Raw genomic sequence first — 12,684 nt, forward strand, 5'->3', positions numbered from 1 at the left:
GTCTTGTGGCCTTGCCCTGCAGACATTTGACCCCCCCCCTGCCCCGCCGCGGCCGGCCGAGTGCCAGGGGTGGGCGAGGTCGATGGGCTGCCCCTCGTGGCCGGCGCCTCGCACGAGGCCGTCGCGCTGGTGCTCCTGGGCCTGCTTGTGGCGGTCGTGGCAGGGCTTGCACAGGCTCTGCAGGTTGGTCGAGTCGAGGAACTTGTCGAGGTCGCCGCGGTGCGGCGTGACGTGGTCGACGACCGAGGCCAGCGCCACCAGCCCCAGCTCCTTGCACATGCGGCACACAGGCGCCAGGCGCAGCTGGTGCGCCCGTGCCCGCTTCCATGCGGCCAGGTTGTATAGGTGGTGGTGTTGCGACACAAGAAAAAGCCCCGCTCGGCGTGGCCGGCGGGGCTTGATGCAGCACGAGAGGCACTGCGGGTAGGCTGCGTGAATGTAGCGCCCTAGTCCGTTGTTGCAAAAACCCCCGCGCGCTTTTCCAGCATGCCAGCCAGCAGCTGGTGCGCCCGCACGATGCGCTGGCCGACGGTGGCCTCAGCACACACCAGCACGGCAGCCGCGTCTCGGTCGCTCATGAGCAGCAGGTACTTGGCCACCACGGTGGCCTTTACGCTGTCGGGCAGCTTGTCGACGTGCTTGCCGATGCCGCTGAGCCCGCTGCTGCTCACCTTCATGGTGGGCGTCACACCCGGCGATGGTGGCGCCCAGTCCTCGTGCAGCGTGCTCTTGGTGGGGTAGCCACTGCCGTCGCCCACCTTTAGCTGCTCAGCCCACAGCCACAAAAGCCGGTCGATCTCTTCAATGCGAGCCATCAGTGGCCTCCTTCCATGGCCATGTCCTCGAACCGCTGGGTCTTGCCGTCGAAGTAGAGCTGCACCGTGCAGGTCGATGCGTTCTTGTTCTTGGCGAATTCCAGCTGCGCCTTGTTCAGGTTGTCGGGCTTGGGGTTGCGCCGCGACTCGCGCCACAGCAGCCCGATGATGTCGGCCGCCTGCTCGATGGCGCCGCTTTCGGCCAGGTGATCCAGCCGCGGCGGCGCGTTGGTCTTGTCGGCCTCGCGACTGAGCTGGCTGAGCAGCAGCACCGCGCAGTTCATCCGCTTGGCCAGGTTCTTCAGGCCGCGCACGATGTTGGCCAGCTCGTTGCTGCGGGTCTCGCCGACGTCCTCCATGAGCTGCAGGTAGTCGACCACCACGAAGGCGCAGTCGCCGCTCTTCGCCCGCACATACGCCACCTTGCTGGCCACCTCAGCCAGCGAGAGGCCGGGCCTGTCGTCCACCCACACGGGCAGCGCACCCAGCACTTCCACCGCATCGCTCACCGCCGCCCAAAGCGAATCGGGCGCATGCTGCGGCAGCCGCACCTGTTCAAGCGGTGCGCGCCCCGCGCTGGCCACGTGCCGGCTGATGAGCATGTTGGCCGAGTCCTCGAGCGAGCACACCAGCACCGGCAGCCCCGCGCCCGCCACCGCACGCACCCAGCCCAGCGTCAGCGCGCTCTTGCCCATGCTCGGCCTCGCCCCCAGCACGATGAGCTCGCCGCGGCGCATGCCGCCACCAAGCGCGCGGTTGACGCCGCTCAAGCCCGTGCCGATGGCGTCGATCTTGCCGTCGGCGCGCGCCTGCAGCTCATCCATCCACCCGGGCAGCAGCTCGCTCATCAGCCGCGGCACCGCGTCGACCTGCCCCTGCGCGATCTCGCCCACCTGCTGCTGCACCCAAGCCAGCACGTCCACCACGCTGGTCTTCACGTCGCCGTCAGCCGCGCGCGCCACCACGTCCTGGCCCAGGCGCATGAGCCGCCTGCGCTGCGAGCACTGCTGCACGATGCCCGCATAGGCGGCCGAGTTGGCCGCGCTGGGCACGCACTGTGCGAGCTGGTTCAGGTACGGCAGCCCGCCCACGGCATCGGCACGCCCTGCCCGCTGCAGGTGCTGGAACACCGTCACCACGTCGGCGGGCCGATCGGCGGTGAGCAGTTGATCCAGGGCCTGCCACACGTCGGCATGGTCGCGGCTGTAGAAGTCGCCGGCCACCACGCGCCCGCGCACGGCCTGCCAGGCGCGGTTGTCAATCAGCACGCCGCCCAGCAGCGACTGCTCGGCCTCCACACTGTGCGGCGGCACCATCAGCTTCGGGGTGTCGTCAGCCATGGACGCTCCTGAACTGCGCCGCCAGATCGCGCAGCCTCGCCCGCTGCTGCGCCACTGCCTCCTGGTCGACAGGCTCGGCCGCCTCAGCCGGCGCCGCTGCAGCCACCGGTGCCGCAGCCGCATCGCGCAGCTGGTCGCCGTAGCGCAGGCAGCGCTCGACGCGGCGCGCGTTCGCCAGAAACCAGGTGATCTCGCGCATGGCCTCCTGCATCGACGCCGGCTTGTCGCCCAGCGGCACGGCGGCCATGCCTTCCACGGCCAGCAGCACCTCGGCCACGCCGTACAGCGTGATCGCGCCGTTGATGGCGTTGCGGCGTTCGGCGTCCAGTTTGGTGCGGCCGGGGTGCATGCCGAACATGAACACCCAGTGCTCGAACACCTGCCGCGCGGGATCGACCGTGCTGCCGTGCGCGGGTGGTGCGTCTTTCACGAGTCTCAGTTGCCTACCTGCTGTCATCTGCTACCTCTGTTCTGACCCCTGCGCCGGTGGTGGGCGGCCCTCGGCCATCCCGGCATGGCAGCCGAGACAACCGAAGTCCGTAGCGCGCCTATGCGGAGCCGCAGACCCTCCCAAGCCTTTCCGTGAACCGCTGCTTGGTGCCGGCGGTGGGGCTGTCCCATCACGATCCTTCAGTCGCCCCCTGTCTGCACACTGGCCGCTGCCGTCTCGCCCGCCTCTCAGGGGCTACCCAACCAGCCAGCGTGGTGTGGTGTTGCCCTAGGCCATGGACGAAGCCCCCCAGAAGGCCGCGCCCAGGCGGTGCAGCTCGTCGCGCACGCGCTCGGCGCTCATCGGGTCGGCATCGGCGGCCGTGGGCAGCACGCACACGCGCTCGTCATCGGCCAGCGCCATCACGGCGGGCCTGCTACCCACCACCACGCACACCTGGCCCTCATCGGCCATGCGGCTGGCGGTGTAGCGCGCCACGGCGTGGCCCACGCAGGCGCGCTCGGCAGCCTCACGCACGGGGGCCGGGCCTTGGCGCCAGGCGCTGACCAAGGCCTCGCGCACCTCGCCGTAGCTGCCACGCGGGCGGCCGGCACTGCGGCCGAAGAGGTTGGAGGAGTCCATTCCCTGGCGCTCCCGGATCTCAGCGCTCGCCCGGGATTGCATTCCCGGCGATTCCCAAGCGCTCGGCCTTCTTGGCCAACATCATGGCGGCATGCACTCGACGACGAATCTCCCGCTTCAGCAGCGCCTCGGCCCAGGCACCCATGTCGGTGTCTTCGGCTTCGGCCAGCAGCTGCAGGCCGGTGTGGTCGTCGGCGTCCAGCTTCAAGCGCAGGTCTTTGCGTTCAATGCTCATGGGTCACACGCTCACGTAGAAGAAAGAAGCCCCGCACCCAGCCCAGCCTCGGCGCGCTCGCCCACGCCAGGCCGACAGGAGGGGCCGGCCAGCAGGGCTGGGTGCAGCGCATCGCTGCGCCAAGAAGGGGCAAACCGAAAAGAAGGGCGGGCGCCCTGCCCGGTGTACGCTGGCCATCCCCACGACGACCAGCCTCACCAGGAGGGCACCCATGGAGCACATGTTCATCACGCGAGTCGAGGGCGCCACACTCGGCGCCAGATCACCGGACCCTCAGAGCACAGTCGTGCAGATGGAGGTTCTTGGCTACACCAAACCACCGTCCAACAACGAGGCCCCGACCGCGTGGCGGCTGACCATCCCGCTGCTGGATGCGCTGTACCTGCTGAACGTGCTGGAAGACATGTCGAAGACCGGCGGCTTCGACCACCTGCGGCGGCCACCGCAGGGCACACCGAACTGAGGGCGGCAGCCACCAGGAGGCGGCCCAGGCTGCGGCGGTCAGCGCGGGGGTCGAGCTTGAGGACGGGGGTGGACTGCGGCTTAGGCATCAGCCATTGCCTCCCGGCGATTGAGCCCGCCCAACGCCCCGGCCGTGCCAACGGCCAAGCTGTGGGCACCCGTTGCAAACACCTCGGGGTGCTGCAAGCGCACCCTGGCCGGGATGCCTCGGGACTTCCAGTTCTGCACTCGCTGTATGCCGCCCGCCTTGGGGATGGCCAGCAGCTCGCAGACCTTCGCAGGCCCGCCCAGCTTCTCGATCAGTTCGCCGTCGGTCATTCGCAGATTACACACGGTGTTTAAGCACTCTGTCAACAAGCCGTGTAAGCACGCCATGTTTACCCGCCCCACAATGACCTGTGGATAACTTGCCCCCATCCCTCGACCGTCTGCTGAGCTGTGCCCGCGCGGCCACCGCGCGCCGGCCAGTGAGCCAGCGCGTCCAAGACCTGTCCGACCTGGCGCGCGAGTTGGGCTGGTCGTCGCAGCGTATTCACAACATGAAGACGCGCGGCGTGTCGAAGGACGGCGCGCTGGAGGCCGAGGCCGTGCTGGGCTGCCCGGCCAGCTACGTGCTAGAGGGTGGCACCATCCCCCTGTTCGCTGGCGCGTTGCGCCTGGTGGCTAACGAGAAGACCGCGGTGTATGAAGTGGCTCACGCTGTGAACCATCTGCCGCTGGAAGCTGTACCCTTATTGACCAGGGAGCAGCTCTTGACCGAACACACACCCGAGCTTTTTGCCTTTGCGGCGCCTGATGACGCCATGGCGCCAGAGGCACCAGCGGGCACCGAGATCGTCTGGACGACGCGCCGCCGCATCGCACCCGGGCGCCTCGTGCTGCTGCGTGATGAGCACCAGCAGCTGCACGTGCGGCGGTGCCAGCAGGGCGAAGGCCCCGGCGCCTGGGTGGGCGCCGTCACGAACAGCGCCTACCGCTCGATGCGCAGCGACGAGCCAGGCCTTAGAGTGCTCGCCGTCTACAAGGGTCGATTGGAGCCAGACGATGCATAGATCGTTGCCCGTGTGCGCACTGATCGCGCTGGCCTTCGCGCCAGCGTTTGCCTCGCCACAGCTGGAGCTCAAGGGCCTGCACCCTGGCATGACTCGCGAAGAGGCCAAGACCATTCTGCCGACGACGCAGGGGCTAACGCTTGGCGGCGTGCAACCGTACACCAGTGCAGCCCCGCTCATCGTCCGTTATCGCGACGAGCGTGTCGAGGCGATCACCTTCGTGTTTAGGCCGCGCGACTTTGACCGGATCAGAGAAGCGCTGCAGTCGAAGTACGCCGCCATGACCTGTGCCGAAAGCGTGCTGCACAACGGCTTTGGCGCCCCTGTTGCGCAGGTTGCCTGCCGGTTGTCGGATGGCGATCTGCTGCTCACCGCACAGCGGTATGCCGGCAACATTGAGATGGGATCTGTCGATCTGCGCCGCGCGCCAGACCCCGCGCAGACTCAGCTCCAGAAGAAGAAGAACACGCAAGACCTGTGACTTACACAGCTTGTTGACACCGGCATAAACGTCGTGTGTAATGCGCCCCGTCACACCGACGGAGGCGCAAAGTGCCAGCACCGACCCCCTACTACCTGACCCCGGCCGCCCGCGCGGCCTTGCAGCAGCGCGCGGCTGAGATCCGCCAGCAGCTGGCCCTGCGCCGCGCGCTGCGCCAGGCGCACGACGCGGTGGCCCACGCGCCGAGGCCGCTGCCGTGAGCGCGGCCGCCACCGACACCGGCTGGGGCACGCCGCAGCAGTGCCTGGAGTGGGCTGCCCGTGCCCGCTTCCTCCGCCAGCGCGCCGCCGCCATCAAGGCCGGCGCCCCTACTGCGCTGCACAGCGCCGCGCATGCCGAGGCCCTGGCCCGCGACCTGGAATCGCGCGTGCGCATGGCCGCCGATGCCTACATGGCCGCAACCGGCCGCCGTGCGGAGGCCGCGTGATGCCGCCCCTGCACCGCGTGGCCCTTCGCGCCGCCGTGCTGCTGATGCTGCTGGCCACCCTGCTGTGGCTGGCCGGCTGCGGCGGCGGCGAAGACCTGTGCCGCGACGACTTTGTCGGCCCGCCCGCGCCCGGCCTCGAGCACCTGCCGCTGTGCCCGGCCGACGGCCGCCTGCGCATCACCCCGCCCAACTGCACCACCCACCCGGAGCGCTGCTCATGAACCGCCCCACCGCAAGCCAGATCGAAGCCGCCCACGCGCTGGCCGACTACCACGCCCGCCAGGTGCAGCGCCACGAACGCACCGCCACCAACGCTGTGCTGGGCGGCGTGCTGGCCGTGCTGGTGGCCCTGGGCCTGGTGTGGGCCCTGCTCACCTGGGCCGACTGCACCGCCAGCGGCGCCGCCATGTGCACCATGGCCATCACGCCCACCCGCCGCAACCTGTGGCAGCGGCTGCTGCGCGCGGTGCGGCACTACTTCAGGCTGTGGAAGATCCGCTGGGCCGAGGACGACGTGCGCGGGCTCGAAGAAGACCTCGAAGCCGCCCAGGCCTGGGTGGCCGCTGCGCCCGGCGTCATCCAGTACCGCCGCGCACTGCTCGACGCGCTGCGCGTGCAGACCATGAGCGACGAGCTCGACGGCCGGGTGCGCTGACATGGCCCGCACCGCTGCCAACGAACCCACGGCGCCCGAGCCCACGCGCGAGCAGCTCGCGCTGGCCTATCGCCACATGGCCCGCCCGGGCCGGCCCAGCACGCTGGATGCCGCGCTGCAGGTGCACCACTACCGCATCTGCATCGTCGGCCTGGCGCGCCGCATGAGCCGCCCGGCCTGGACGGCGCAGCCGCGCCCGCTGCACCTGGTGGACAACGGCGCCACCGTGCCGCCCACGCCGGCCGAGCCGCCGAAGGTGGAGCGCGCCAGGGGCCCGCTGCGCCACGGGCCGCACGCGCCCGGCACCACCAGCCTGGGCTGCTTTCCGCGGCGCGGGGCCAGCCATCTGCCCGGGGCTGACTTCAAGCGCCGCGCTGCCAACGACACGAAGGATTGACATGCCAGGCATGAGAGAAATGCGCATCTCTGACATCTGCATCGGGCAGCGCGTTCGCAAGGACATGGGCGACCTCGACGCACTGGCCGCCTCCATCCGCGAGCACGGTCTGCTGCACCCGCCTGCGGTCACCGCCGACGGCACGCTGATCGCCGGCCACCGCCGCATTCAGGCTTGCGCCCGGCTCGGCATGGAGTCGATCCCTGTCCGCGCCATCGACGTGGGCAACCTGTTGTCTGCGGAGCGAGACGAGAACCAGGTGCGCAAGGACTTCACGCCGAGCGAGGCCGTGGCGGTCGCGCGCGCTATCGAGGCTCAGCTCAAGGCCGCAAGCAAAGCCCGCCGGTCGGCTGGTGCTAAGGCGCGGTGGGCGCGCGAGAAGGGCCTGCCGGTAAACCTAGATGAATCATCTAAGTTTACGCAGGCGAGCGCATCCGCTGCTGAAGTCGTGGGCATGTGCCGCCAGCGCTACGAGCAGGCGAAGGAAGTCGTCGAAGCCGCCGAGCAAGCGGCCGAGAAGTTCGGCGACATCGTGGAAACGATGGACGCCACCGGCAACGTGCGCGCAGCACACACCGAGCTGCGCCGCCGTCGCGACAACCAGCCCGTGCGGCATGCCGTGCTGCGGCACATGAGGCACCGCGACCCCAATCAGGAGATCGAGCGGGCCATCACCTCACTGTCCGGCCTGGCCCTGGGCATTGAGCGCATCGACGTTGACGGCCTCGACTCGAATCGCGTCGACGGCTGGGCAGCGGAACTCAAGCGCCAGGTCGCCACTATCAACCGTTTCATCAGGAGTCTGCAAACATGAATACCACCCAAAAGACCGTCCGCCACGCTTCGAAGTTTGGGACCGTGCTGGTTTCTGAGCTGAACATTGACCCCGAGGCTCAGCGCAAGCTGAGCATGGCGTGGGTCAAAGAACACATCGACTTGTTCGATGTCGACCAGCTTGGCTACATCGTCGTGAACCGCCGTGCCGATGGCAAGTGGTACGTCGTCGACGGCCAGCACCGCACCGAACTCATGCGCGCCGTGGGCTGGGGCGACCAGCGCATCCACGCGGAGATGTTCGAAGGCCTCACGCAGCGCGAGGAAGCGGAGCTGTTCAACGCTCGCAACGACCGCCGCGCTGTGCGCAAGTTCGACCACTTCCGCATCAGCGTGACGGCCGGCGACGAGCGCGCCACCGACATCACCAACATCGTGGCAGCGGCCGGCCTGATCATCACCGACCAGCAGGTAGACCGCGGCATCACCGCCGTCGACAAGCTGGAGAAAATCTACGACGGCGGCGGCATCGCGTCGACCCGCGAGGGCCGCGCCGCGCTCGGCCGCACGCTGAACGCGATCAAGCACGCATGGGGCACCAGCCCGGCCAGCTTCAACGGCGTCCTGCTGTACGGCGTGGGGCTCGTGCAGCTTCGCTACAACGGCGCCATCGACCAGAAGGCGCTCGCGACGAAGCTGGCGCCCGTCAAGGGCGGCGCTCCTGGTCTTCTTGGCAACGCACGGGCGCTGCGCGAAATGAGCGGCCGGCCTGTCCACCACTGCATTGCGTCCATCGTCGTCGACATCTACAACAAAGGCCGCAGGGTCGGCAAGCTCGACGATTGGGAGGCCCACAGCACCAAGAACGCCAACGACATCGCGGACTGACCCGTGGACATGCCATTGACCGTGCCCGCCGCCGCAGACGTGATGCAGCACCTGCGGAGCGCCATCCGCATCGCCAACCAGGCGGTGGTGGCCGACGTTGAGACGAACTGCCCCGCGCTGCGCAGCCCCTGCGGCCGCCTCACGTGGTACGACGTGCGCCCCATGCTCGACGAGCGCGAGCATGCGCCCCAGGTCGTCGACATGGCGCGCGAGGCCATCGCCTACGGCATCGACGCCGGCCTGCTGGTGCGCCACGACGAACATCCGCACTGGGTGCGCGTGGCACGCCCTGGGTGCTGAACATGCCCGCCAGCAGCAAGCCCCGCAAGGCCTACCGGCCGCGCCCGGTGGACGTCGACCCCACCCAGCTGGCCATCGCCCGCGCCGCGCTGGTGCCGGCGCCGCAGCGCGCGCTGCTGGTGCGGCCAGTGCAGCAGGCGCTCGACGGGCTGCGCACAGCCACCGGCGGCTGGCCGGCCTGGCGCGGCATGGCCGACGCCATGAACGTGGCCGAGCGCCTGGCGCTGGCCGGCATCGCCAGCGACCGCATGCCCGAGATCCAGCTCGCGCAGGATGCGCTGCAGGCGCTGCATGCCCGCCATGCCACCACTGGCAGCTGGACGCTGCGCTCGGAAGAACTGCGCGCGCTGGACGATGGCGCCTTCTTTCACCGCGTGCAGCTTGAGCACTGCACCCAGGGCGAACTGCACGACGCCATCCAGGCCGTGCAGCGGCGCGTGGCGCAGGCGCTGGCAGGCAACGCGCCGCGGGACGCGCGGGTGTGCATCGGGCAGCTTGGGGCCGCAGCATGAGCGCAGGCGACCGCTGGAAGCTGCCCGACGGCCGCGAGGCCATCGAGCTCGACGGCAGCCGCGGCGGCCTGCTGCGGGTGGCGCCGATCGTGCCGGGCTGGCCGTTCCCGGCGCCGGCCGAGGTGGCAGCGCGCAGGATCTGCGAGAGGATGCCGTCGCGGTATCTGCACGGGCAGGTGCCGCGGGATGATGAGGCGCTGTTGTGAACGTTCGAGGCAAGCTGACCAAGGAGGCGCTGCATGAACAGCCGGAGCGATGAGGCGCTGCCCGCCGACGCGGGTCAGCTTGGGCGAGGGGTTGGGCGGCCGGTTCCGAAGCGCGCAAACCTCCCGAGCGACATAAGCCGCTGCGAAGGCGACAACGGCGCAAGCCAGGGCGCGAAGTGCCGCGACTGCGCGAGGCGCGAGCAGTTGAAGCACGACGACCCGACGCGCTGGTTCTCGGTGATGTTCGTGCGCCCCCAGCCTGACGGCTCTTGCCCCTACTGGATACGCGAGGTGTACGCATGAGCATGGACTACATCCGCCGCAGCTACGGCGTGCCAGCGAAGCGGGGCGCACGAGTGACGTGGTGGGCCTGCATGACCGACCGCCAAGTGCAGGGCACGATTGTCGGCGCGCGCGGCCACTACCTGCGCATTCGGTTCGACGATGAAGCGCGGACGCGGACGCTGCACCAGACCTGGCGGCTCGGATACCACGAGACGCCCAACGTGGGAATTGAGCCGCCGAAGGTCGGCTCGAATGACGGGTTAGGCCCGTTGTAACCGGAGCGTGAAGAATGAGCGATGTGATGCTTTTGGGCGTGCTGCGCATGCCAATTGACTATGTGGGCGGCCCGTTGTCGCCAATGTCGCCAATGTCGCAACTTGTGGCGCGAGCCCGCGAAGCCGCAGACAGGATTGAATCTGATGCCGCTGAGATTCTTCGGCTTCGCGCAAAACTGGCCGCCGCCGTGGCTGACGAGCGCGAGCGCTGCGCCAAGATTTGCGAGGCGCAGGAATATAGCTATTGGCGCGCAAGTGAAGACCAAGACTTTACGCCGCAGGATTGCGCGGATGCGATTCGACGGGCCTAACGTTCGAGCTAAGTTGCCCGCTGCGGCGGGTCAACTTGAGCGAGTAGTTAGGCAGCGCCTGGTGGCGCACAAAGGACAGACATGAAAGAGCTACTAGGCCACGCGAGCAACCTGATCTTGGCGCCCGACCTGGACGCGCCGCCGAAGGTAAAGGCCCGCGTGGAGTTGGTGATGATCTGCAGTGAGCCCGTGTTCGGCTACGGCCTTGAAGGGTTGACGCGCGACCGCGAGGTTTCCAGCTTCCGCGTGCTGGCCGGGCACAAAGCGTTGCGCGAGACGGCGCAGCGGCTGATCGAGCTGGCCGACGAAGCCGAGTCGCTGGAGAAGACGATGAACGACGCCACGGCTGCGGCTGTTGGCGCTGCCTAACGTAGAAGTTGAGCCGGTGACCCCGGCACAGGAGGATCGATGACCACAGAAGCCACGCCGGGGGCACTCGGCTCGAACGACCAGTTAGGCGCGTGGGTGCCGGTAGCTGACCGACTACCAGTGCCGGGCGCTGCCGTGCTGGTGGCGTGTGGCAAGTTCGTGATGCGCGCGGTGCATGTGCCGCACATGGCATTTTGCGAAGCTACGCACGGCTACTTTGAGCCAGAAGGCGATGCGTACTACGACGAGGGCACCGACGAGACGTATTGGCCCGCAGGCTGGTACGAGTGGAATCAGCACGAAGAAACGCATTGGGCGCTTGACGACGAGCCGACGCACTGGATGCCCCTGCCGGCCCCGCCGGTAAGCGCCTAACGCCCGAGCTAACCTGCCCGACACAGCGCGATGACCGACCAAGCAACCCAGGACGCACTGACCGACGCCCAGCCAAGGCCCGCTGTGGCGGGTCAGGTTGAGCGAAGTGTTATGCGTGGCGCGATGGCGGCTCCGAAGCGCCCGCTTGTGCGCTACCACGGCGGCAAGTGGAAACTGGCGCCCTGGATCCTGCGCCACCTACCTGAGCACCGCGTGTACGTGGAGCCCTTTGGCGGCGGCGGATCTGTGCTGCTGCAGAAGCCGCGCAGCTACGCCGAGGTTTACAACGACCTCGACGGCGAGATCGTGAACCTGTTTCGGGTGGCGCGCGACCACGGCGAAGCGCTGGCCAGGGCTGCAGATCTGACACCCTTTGCCCGTGCCGAGTTTGCCGAGGCATACGAACCTGACGGCGAGCCGCTGGAACAGGCCAGGCGCACGCTGATTCGCGCTTTCATGGGCTTTGGCAGCGCCGGGGCCAGTGGGCAGGTGACGGGCTTTCGGGCGAACAGCAACCGCAGCGGCACGACGCCAGCGCACGACTGGATGAACTTCCCCGACCACCTGCGGGCAGTGGTGCAGCGGCTGCGAGGCGTGGTGATCGAGAACCGCGATGCGCTGGACGTGATGCGCCACCAAGACGGCCCCGACACCGTGCATTACGTGGACCCGCCCTATGTGCACGAGACGCGGCACATGCGCGAGCGCAGCCAGGCCTACCGGCACGAGATGAACGACCAGCAGCACCGCGAGCTGGCGGAAGCGCTGGCCAGCCTGAAGGGCGCGGTGGTGGTGAGCGGCTACCGCTGCCCGCTGTACGACGAACTTTTCGACGGGTGGCAGCGCATCGACGCTGCAGCCCATGCAGATGGAGCGCGTGACCGAGTAGAGAGCTTGTGGCTATCGCGGGGATGCCCGCAGGCCGGGCTGTTCGACACGCATAACGTGGGAGCTAAGCTGACCGCGCGCCAGCGCGGGTCAGCTTGAGCGAGGGGTTAGGCATCACTGTAACGAAGGAGAAGATATGCCTACAGGTGACTGGTTTATTGAGCGGAAGATGCACGACGGAACATGGGAAACCGTGCTTGCCGGTTACGACACCGAGAAGCAGGCGCGAGCTGGCGCAGCGCGGCAGGCGAAGAGCTCGATATTTACAAGCCGCTGGCGAGTTGGGTGCGATGCTGGCACAGGCGTCACTGCGCTGCTTGAAGCCGAGTTCGCGCCCGGGAAGCGCGTGAAGTGGACGCCCGTAGCTGTCGCGCCGCCGCAGCCCGAACACAAGGCAAGTGCTGATTGCTGGTGCGAGCCTGAGGCCGTGCACGTTGATGCTGATTCTGGCGCTACGGTCTACGTGCACCGGGCTGTTCAGTGATGCCTAACGCTAGGTTAACCGCGCCCGACACGGCGCATAGGAGCGACGATGAATGAGACA

Annotated in this window: 27 protein-coding genes; 20 read left to right on the plus strand and 7 right to left on the minus strand. The window is 68.3% G+C overall.

What is annotated here, in order from left to right; genetic code table 11:
* From ACOVRJ_RS18855 to ACOVRJ_RS18880, 6 genes are all read right to left on the minus strand, one after another.
* A partial coding sequence (locus tag ACOVRJ_RS18855) for an HNH endonuclease (protein ID WP_422045366.1) occupies positions 1-279 on the minus strand: 279 nt, incomplete at its 3' end.
* Between the two features lie 167 nt (positions 280-446).
* Positions 447-815 carry a hypothetical protein gene (locus tag ACOVRJ_RS18860; RefSeq protein ID WP_422045367.1) on the minus strand — a complete coding sequence of 123 codons (369 nt, stop codon included), beginning with the start codon at positions 813-815 and terminating at the stop codon, positions 447-449.
* Positions 815-2,155, minus strand: a complete 1,341-nt coding sequence (locus tag ACOVRJ_RS18865) for a replicative DNA helicase (protein ID WP_422045368.1) — start codon at positions 2,153-2,155, stop codon at positions 815-817. The genes ACOVRJ_RS18860 and ACOVRJ_RS18865 overlap by 1 nt, the downstream gene beginning before the upstream one ends.
* The gene (locus tag ACOVRJ_RS18870; protein WP_422045369.1) at positions 2,148-2,585 is read right to left on the minus strand and encodes a hypothetical protein; all 438 of its coding nucleotides are present in this window, start codon (positions 2,583-2,585) and stop codon (positions 2,148-2,150) included. The genes ACOVRJ_RS18865 and ACOVRJ_RS18870 overlap by 8 nt, the downstream gene beginning before the upstream one ends.
* Positions 2,586-2,873: 288 nt before the next feature.
* Positions 2,874-3,227: a hypothetical protein gene (locus ACOVRJ_RS18875; RefSeq protein WP_422045370.1), complete on the minus strand. Its 354-nt coding sequence runs from the start codon at positions 3,225-3,227 to the stop codon at positions 2,874-2,876.
* A gap of 19 nt (positions 3,228-3,246) precedes the next feature.
* Entirely contained in the window at positions 3,247-3,462 is a 216-nt protein-coding gene (locus ACOVRJ_RS18880; RefSeq protein WP_422045371.1) for a hypothetical protein, read from the minus strand.
* 211 nt (positions 3,463-3,673) lie between these two features.
* On the opposite strand from ACOVRJ_RS18880, the gene ACOVRJ_RS18885 reads away from it, so the two are divergent.
* Positions 3,674-3,925 carry a hypothetical protein gene (locus tag ACOVRJ_RS18885; RefSeq protein WP_422045372.1) on the plus strand — a complete coding sequence of 84 codons (252 nt, stop codon included), beginning with the start codon at positions 3,674-3,676 and terminating at the stop codon, positions 3,923-3,925.
* Between the two features lie 80 nt (positions 3,926-4,005).
* Here the strand turns inward: ACOVRJ_RS18885 and ACOVRJ_RS18890 are convergent, their stop codons facing one another.
* On the minus strand, positions 4,006-4,242 hold the full coding sequence (locus tag ACOVRJ_RS18890; RefSeq protein ID WP_422045373.1) for a hypothetical protein: 237 nt from the start codon (positions 4,240-4,242) through the stop codon (positions 4,006-4,008).
* An 80-nt stretch (positions 4,243-4,322) separates the two neighbouring features.
* On the opposite strand from ACOVRJ_RS18890, the gene ACOVRJ_RS18895 reads away from it, so the two are divergent.
* The 19 genes from ACOVRJ_RS18895 (at position 4,323) to ACOVRJ_RS18985 (ending at position 12,624) form a co-directional block, all read left to right on the plus strand.
* Entirely contained in the window at positions 4,323-4,976 is a 654-nt protein-coding gene (locus ACOVRJ_RS18895; protein ID WP_422045374.1) for a hypothetical protein, read from the plus strand.
* Between the two features lie 10 nt (positions 4,977-4,986).
* The gene (locus ACOVRJ_RS18900; RefSeq protein ID WP_422045375.1) at positions 4,987-5,457 is read left to right on the plus strand and encodes a hypothetical protein; all 471 of its coding nucleotides are present in this window, start codon (positions 4,987-4,989) and stop codon (positions 5,455-5,457) included.
* 71 nt (positions 5,458-5,528) lie between these two features.
* Positions 5,529-5,678, plus strand: a complete 150-nt coding sequence (locus ACOVRJ_RS18905) for a hypothetical protein (protein ID WP_422045376.1) — start codon at positions 5,529-5,531, stop codon at positions 5,676-5,678.
* Positions 5,675-5,905 carry a hypothetical protein gene (locus ACOVRJ_RS18910; RefSeq protein WP_422045377.1) on the plus strand — a complete coding sequence of 77 codons (231 nt, stop codon included), beginning with the start codon at positions 5,675-5,677 and terminating at the stop codon, positions 5,903-5,905. Before ACOVRJ_RS18905 ends, ACOVRJ_RS18910 begins: the two co-directional genes overlap by 4 nt.
* On the plus strand, positions 5,905-6,126 hold the full coding sequence (locus tag ACOVRJ_RS18915; protein ID WP_422045378.1) for a hypothetical protein: 222 nt from the start codon (positions 5,905-5,907) through the stop codon (positions 6,124-6,126). Before ACOVRJ_RS18910 ends, ACOVRJ_RS18915 begins: the two co-directional genes overlap by 1 nt.
* On the plus strand, positions 6,123-6,560 hold the full coding sequence (locus ACOVRJ_RS18920; RefSeq protein WP_422045379.1) for a hypothetical protein: 438 nt from the start codon (positions 6,123-6,125) through the stop codon (positions 6,558-6,560). The genes ACOVRJ_RS18915 and ACOVRJ_RS18920 overlap by 4 nt, the downstream gene beginning before the upstream one ends.
* 1 nt (position 6,561) lies before the next feature.
* Entirely contained in the window at positions 6,562-6,957 is a 396-nt protein-coding gene (locus tag ACOVRJ_RS18925) for a hypothetical protein (protein ID WP_422045380.1), read from the plus strand.
* Positions 6,958-6,976: 19 nt separating this feature from the next.
* Complete coding sequence (locus ACOVRJ_RS18930) at positions 6,977-7,771, plus strand: ParB N-terminal domain-containing protein (RefSeq protein WP_422045381.1); 795 nt, start codon at positions 6,977-6,979, stop codon at positions 7,769-7,771.
* Entirely contained in the window at positions 7,768-8,619 is an 852-nt protein-coding gene (locus tag ACOVRJ_RS18935) for a DUF6551 family protein (protein ID WP_422045382.1), read from the plus strand. The genes ACOVRJ_RS18930 and ACOVRJ_RS18935 overlap by 4 nt, the downstream gene beginning before the upstream one ends.
* A 3-nt stretch (positions 8,620-8,622) precedes the next feature.
* Positions 8,623-8,919: a hypothetical protein gene (locus tag ACOVRJ_RS18940; RefSeq protein WP_422045383.1), complete on the plus strand. Its 297-nt coding sequence runs from the start codon at positions 8,623-8,625 to the stop codon at positions 8,917-8,919.
* A gap of 2 nt (positions 8,920-8,921) precedes the next feature.
* A complete protein-coding gene (locus ACOVRJ_RS18945) occupies positions 8,922-9,431 on the plus strand; it encodes a hypothetical protein (RefSeq protein ID WP_422045384.1) in 510 nt (169 codons plus the stop codon).
* Complete coding sequence (locus ACOVRJ_RS18950) at positions 9,428-9,637, plus strand: hypothetical protein (protein ID WP_422045385.1); 210 nt, start codon at positions 9,428-9,430, stop codon at positions 9,635-9,637. Before ACOVRJ_RS18945 ends, ACOVRJ_RS18950 begins: the two co-directional genes overlap by 4 nt.
* Before the next feature lie 33 nt (positions 9,638-9,670).
* A complete protein-coding gene (locus tag ACOVRJ_RS18955; protein ID WP_422045386.1) occupies positions 9,671-9,940 on the plus strand; it encodes a hypothetical protein in 270 nt (89 codons plus the stop codon).
* The gene (locus ACOVRJ_RS18960; RefSeq protein WP_422045387.1) at positions 9,937-10,197 is read left to right on the plus strand and encodes a hypothetical protein; all 261 of its coding nucleotides are present in this window, start codon (positions 9,937-9,939) and stop codon (positions 10,195-10,197) included. The genes ACOVRJ_RS18955 and ACOVRJ_RS18960 overlap by 4 nt, the downstream gene beginning before the upstream one ends.
* A 32-nt stretch (positions 10,198-10,229) precedes the next feature.
* Positions 10,230-10,508, plus strand: a complete 279-nt coding sequence (locus ACOVRJ_RS18965) for a hypothetical protein (RefSeq protein ID WP_422045388.1) — start codon at positions 10,230-10,232, stop codon at positions 10,506-10,508.
* Between the two features lie 81 nt (positions 10,509-10,589).
* The gene (locus ACOVRJ_RS18970; RefSeq protein ID WP_422045389.1) at positions 10,590-10,877 is read left to right on the plus strand and encodes a hypothetical protein; all 288 of its coding nucleotides are present in this window, start codon (positions 10,590-10,592) and stop codon (positions 10,875-10,877) included.
* A 39-nt stretch (positions 10,878-10,916) separates the two neighbouring features.
* Positions 10,917-11,252, plus strand: coding sequence for a DUF551 domain-containing protein (locus tag ACOVRJ_RS18975; RefSeq protein ID WP_422045390.1), 336 nt, complete (start codon positions 10,917-10,919; stop codon positions 11,250-11,252).
* A gap of 30 nt (positions 11,253-11,282) precedes the next feature.
* The gene (locus ACOVRJ_RS18980; protein ID WP_422045391.1) at positions 11,283-12,239 is read left to right on the plus strand and encodes a DNA adenine methylase; all 957 of its coding nucleotides are present in this window, start codon (positions 11,283-11,285) and stop codon (positions 12,237-12,239) included.
* 37 nt (positions 12,240-12,276) lie between these two features.
* Entirely contained in the window at positions 12,277-12,624 is a 348-nt protein-coding gene (locus ACOVRJ_RS18985; protein ID WP_422045392.1) for a hypothetical protein, read from the plus strand.
* Positions 12,625-12,684 lie beyond the last annotated feature (60 nt).

The organism is Roseateles sp. (genome assembly GCF_049240545.1).
Taxonomy (GTDB): domain Bacteria; phylum Pseudomonadota; class Gammaproteobacteria; order Burkholderiales; family Burkholderiaceae_C; genus Paucibacter_A.

Coding starts and splice junctions, on each gene's coding strand:
- ACOVRJ_RS18920 (WP_422045379.1), top strand. CDS start 6,123: ATGAACCGCCCCACCGCAAGCCAGATCGAAGCCGCCCACGCGCTGGCC.
- ACOVRJ_RS18970 (WP_422045389.1), top strand. CDS start 10,590: ATGAAAGAGCTACTAGGCCACGCGAGCAACCTGATCTTGGCGCCCGAC.
- ACOVRJ_RS18930 (WP_422045381.1), top strand. CDS start 6,977: ATGCGCATCTCTGACATCTGCATCGGGCAGCGCGTTCGCAAGGACATG.
- ACOVRJ_RS18860 (WP_422045367.1), bottom strand. CDS start 815: ATGGCTCGCATTGAAGAGATCGACCGGCTTTTGTGGCTGTGGGCTGAG.
- ACOVRJ_RS18890 (WP_422045373.1), bottom strand. CDS start 4,242: ATGACCGACGGCGAACTGATCGAGAAGCTGGGCGGGCCTGCGAAGGTC.
- ACOVRJ_RS18915 (WP_422045378.1), top strand. CDS start 5,905: ATGCCGCCCCTGCACCGCGTGGCCCTTCGCGCCGCCGTGCTGCTGATG.
- ACOVRJ_RS18865 (WP_422045368.1), bottom strand. CDS start 2,155: ATGGCTGACGACACCCCGAAGCTGATGGTGCCGCCGCACAGTGTGGAG.
- ACOVRJ_RS18945 (WP_422045384.1), top strand. CDS start 8,922: ATGCCCGCCAGCAGCAAGCCCCGCAAGGCCTACCGGCCGCGCCCGGTG.
- ACOVRJ_RS18925 (WP_422045380.1), top strand. CDS start 6,562: ATGGCCCGCACCGCTGCCAACGAACCCACGGCGCCCGAGCCCACGCGC.
- ACOVRJ_RS18955 (WP_422045386.1), top strand. CDS start 9,671: ATGAACAGCCGGAGCGATGAGGCGCTGCCCGCCGACGCGGGTCAGCTT.
- ACOVRJ_RS18875 (WP_422045370.1), bottom strand. CDS start 3,227: ATGGACTCCTCCAACCTCTTCGGCCGCAGTGCCGGCCGCCCGCGTGGC.
- ACOVRJ_RS18950 (WP_422045385.1), top strand. CDS start 9,428: ATGAGCGCAGGCGACCGCTGGAAGCTGCCCGACGGCCGCGAGGCCATC.
- ACOVRJ_RS18935 (WP_422045382.1), top strand. CDS start 7,768: ATGAATACCACCCAAAAGACCGTCCGCCACGCTTCGAAGTTTGGGACC.
- ACOVRJ_RS18960 (WP_422045387.1), top strand. CDS start 9,937: ATGAGCATGGACTACATCCGCCGCAGCTACGGCGTGCCAGCGAAGCGG.
- ACOVRJ_RS18975 (WP_422045390.1), top strand. CDS start 10,917: ATGACCACAGAAGCCACGCCGGGGGCACTCGGCTCGAACGACCAGTTA.
- ACOVRJ_RS18885 (WP_422045372.1), top strand. CDS start 3,674: ATGGAGCACATGTTCATCACGCGAGTCGAGGGCGCCACACTCGGCGCC.
- ACOVRJ_RS18985 (WP_422045392.1), top strand. CDS start 12,277: ATGCCTACAGGTGACTGGTTTATTGAGCGGAAGATGCACGACGGAACA.
- ACOVRJ_RS18980 (WP_422045391.1), top strand. CDS start 11,283: ATGACCGACCAAGCAACCCAGGACGCACTGACCGACGCCCAGCCAAGG.
- ACOVRJ_RS18880 (WP_422045371.1), bottom strand. CDS start 3,462: ATGAGCATTGAACGCAAAGACCTGCGCTTGAAGCTGGACGCCGACGAC.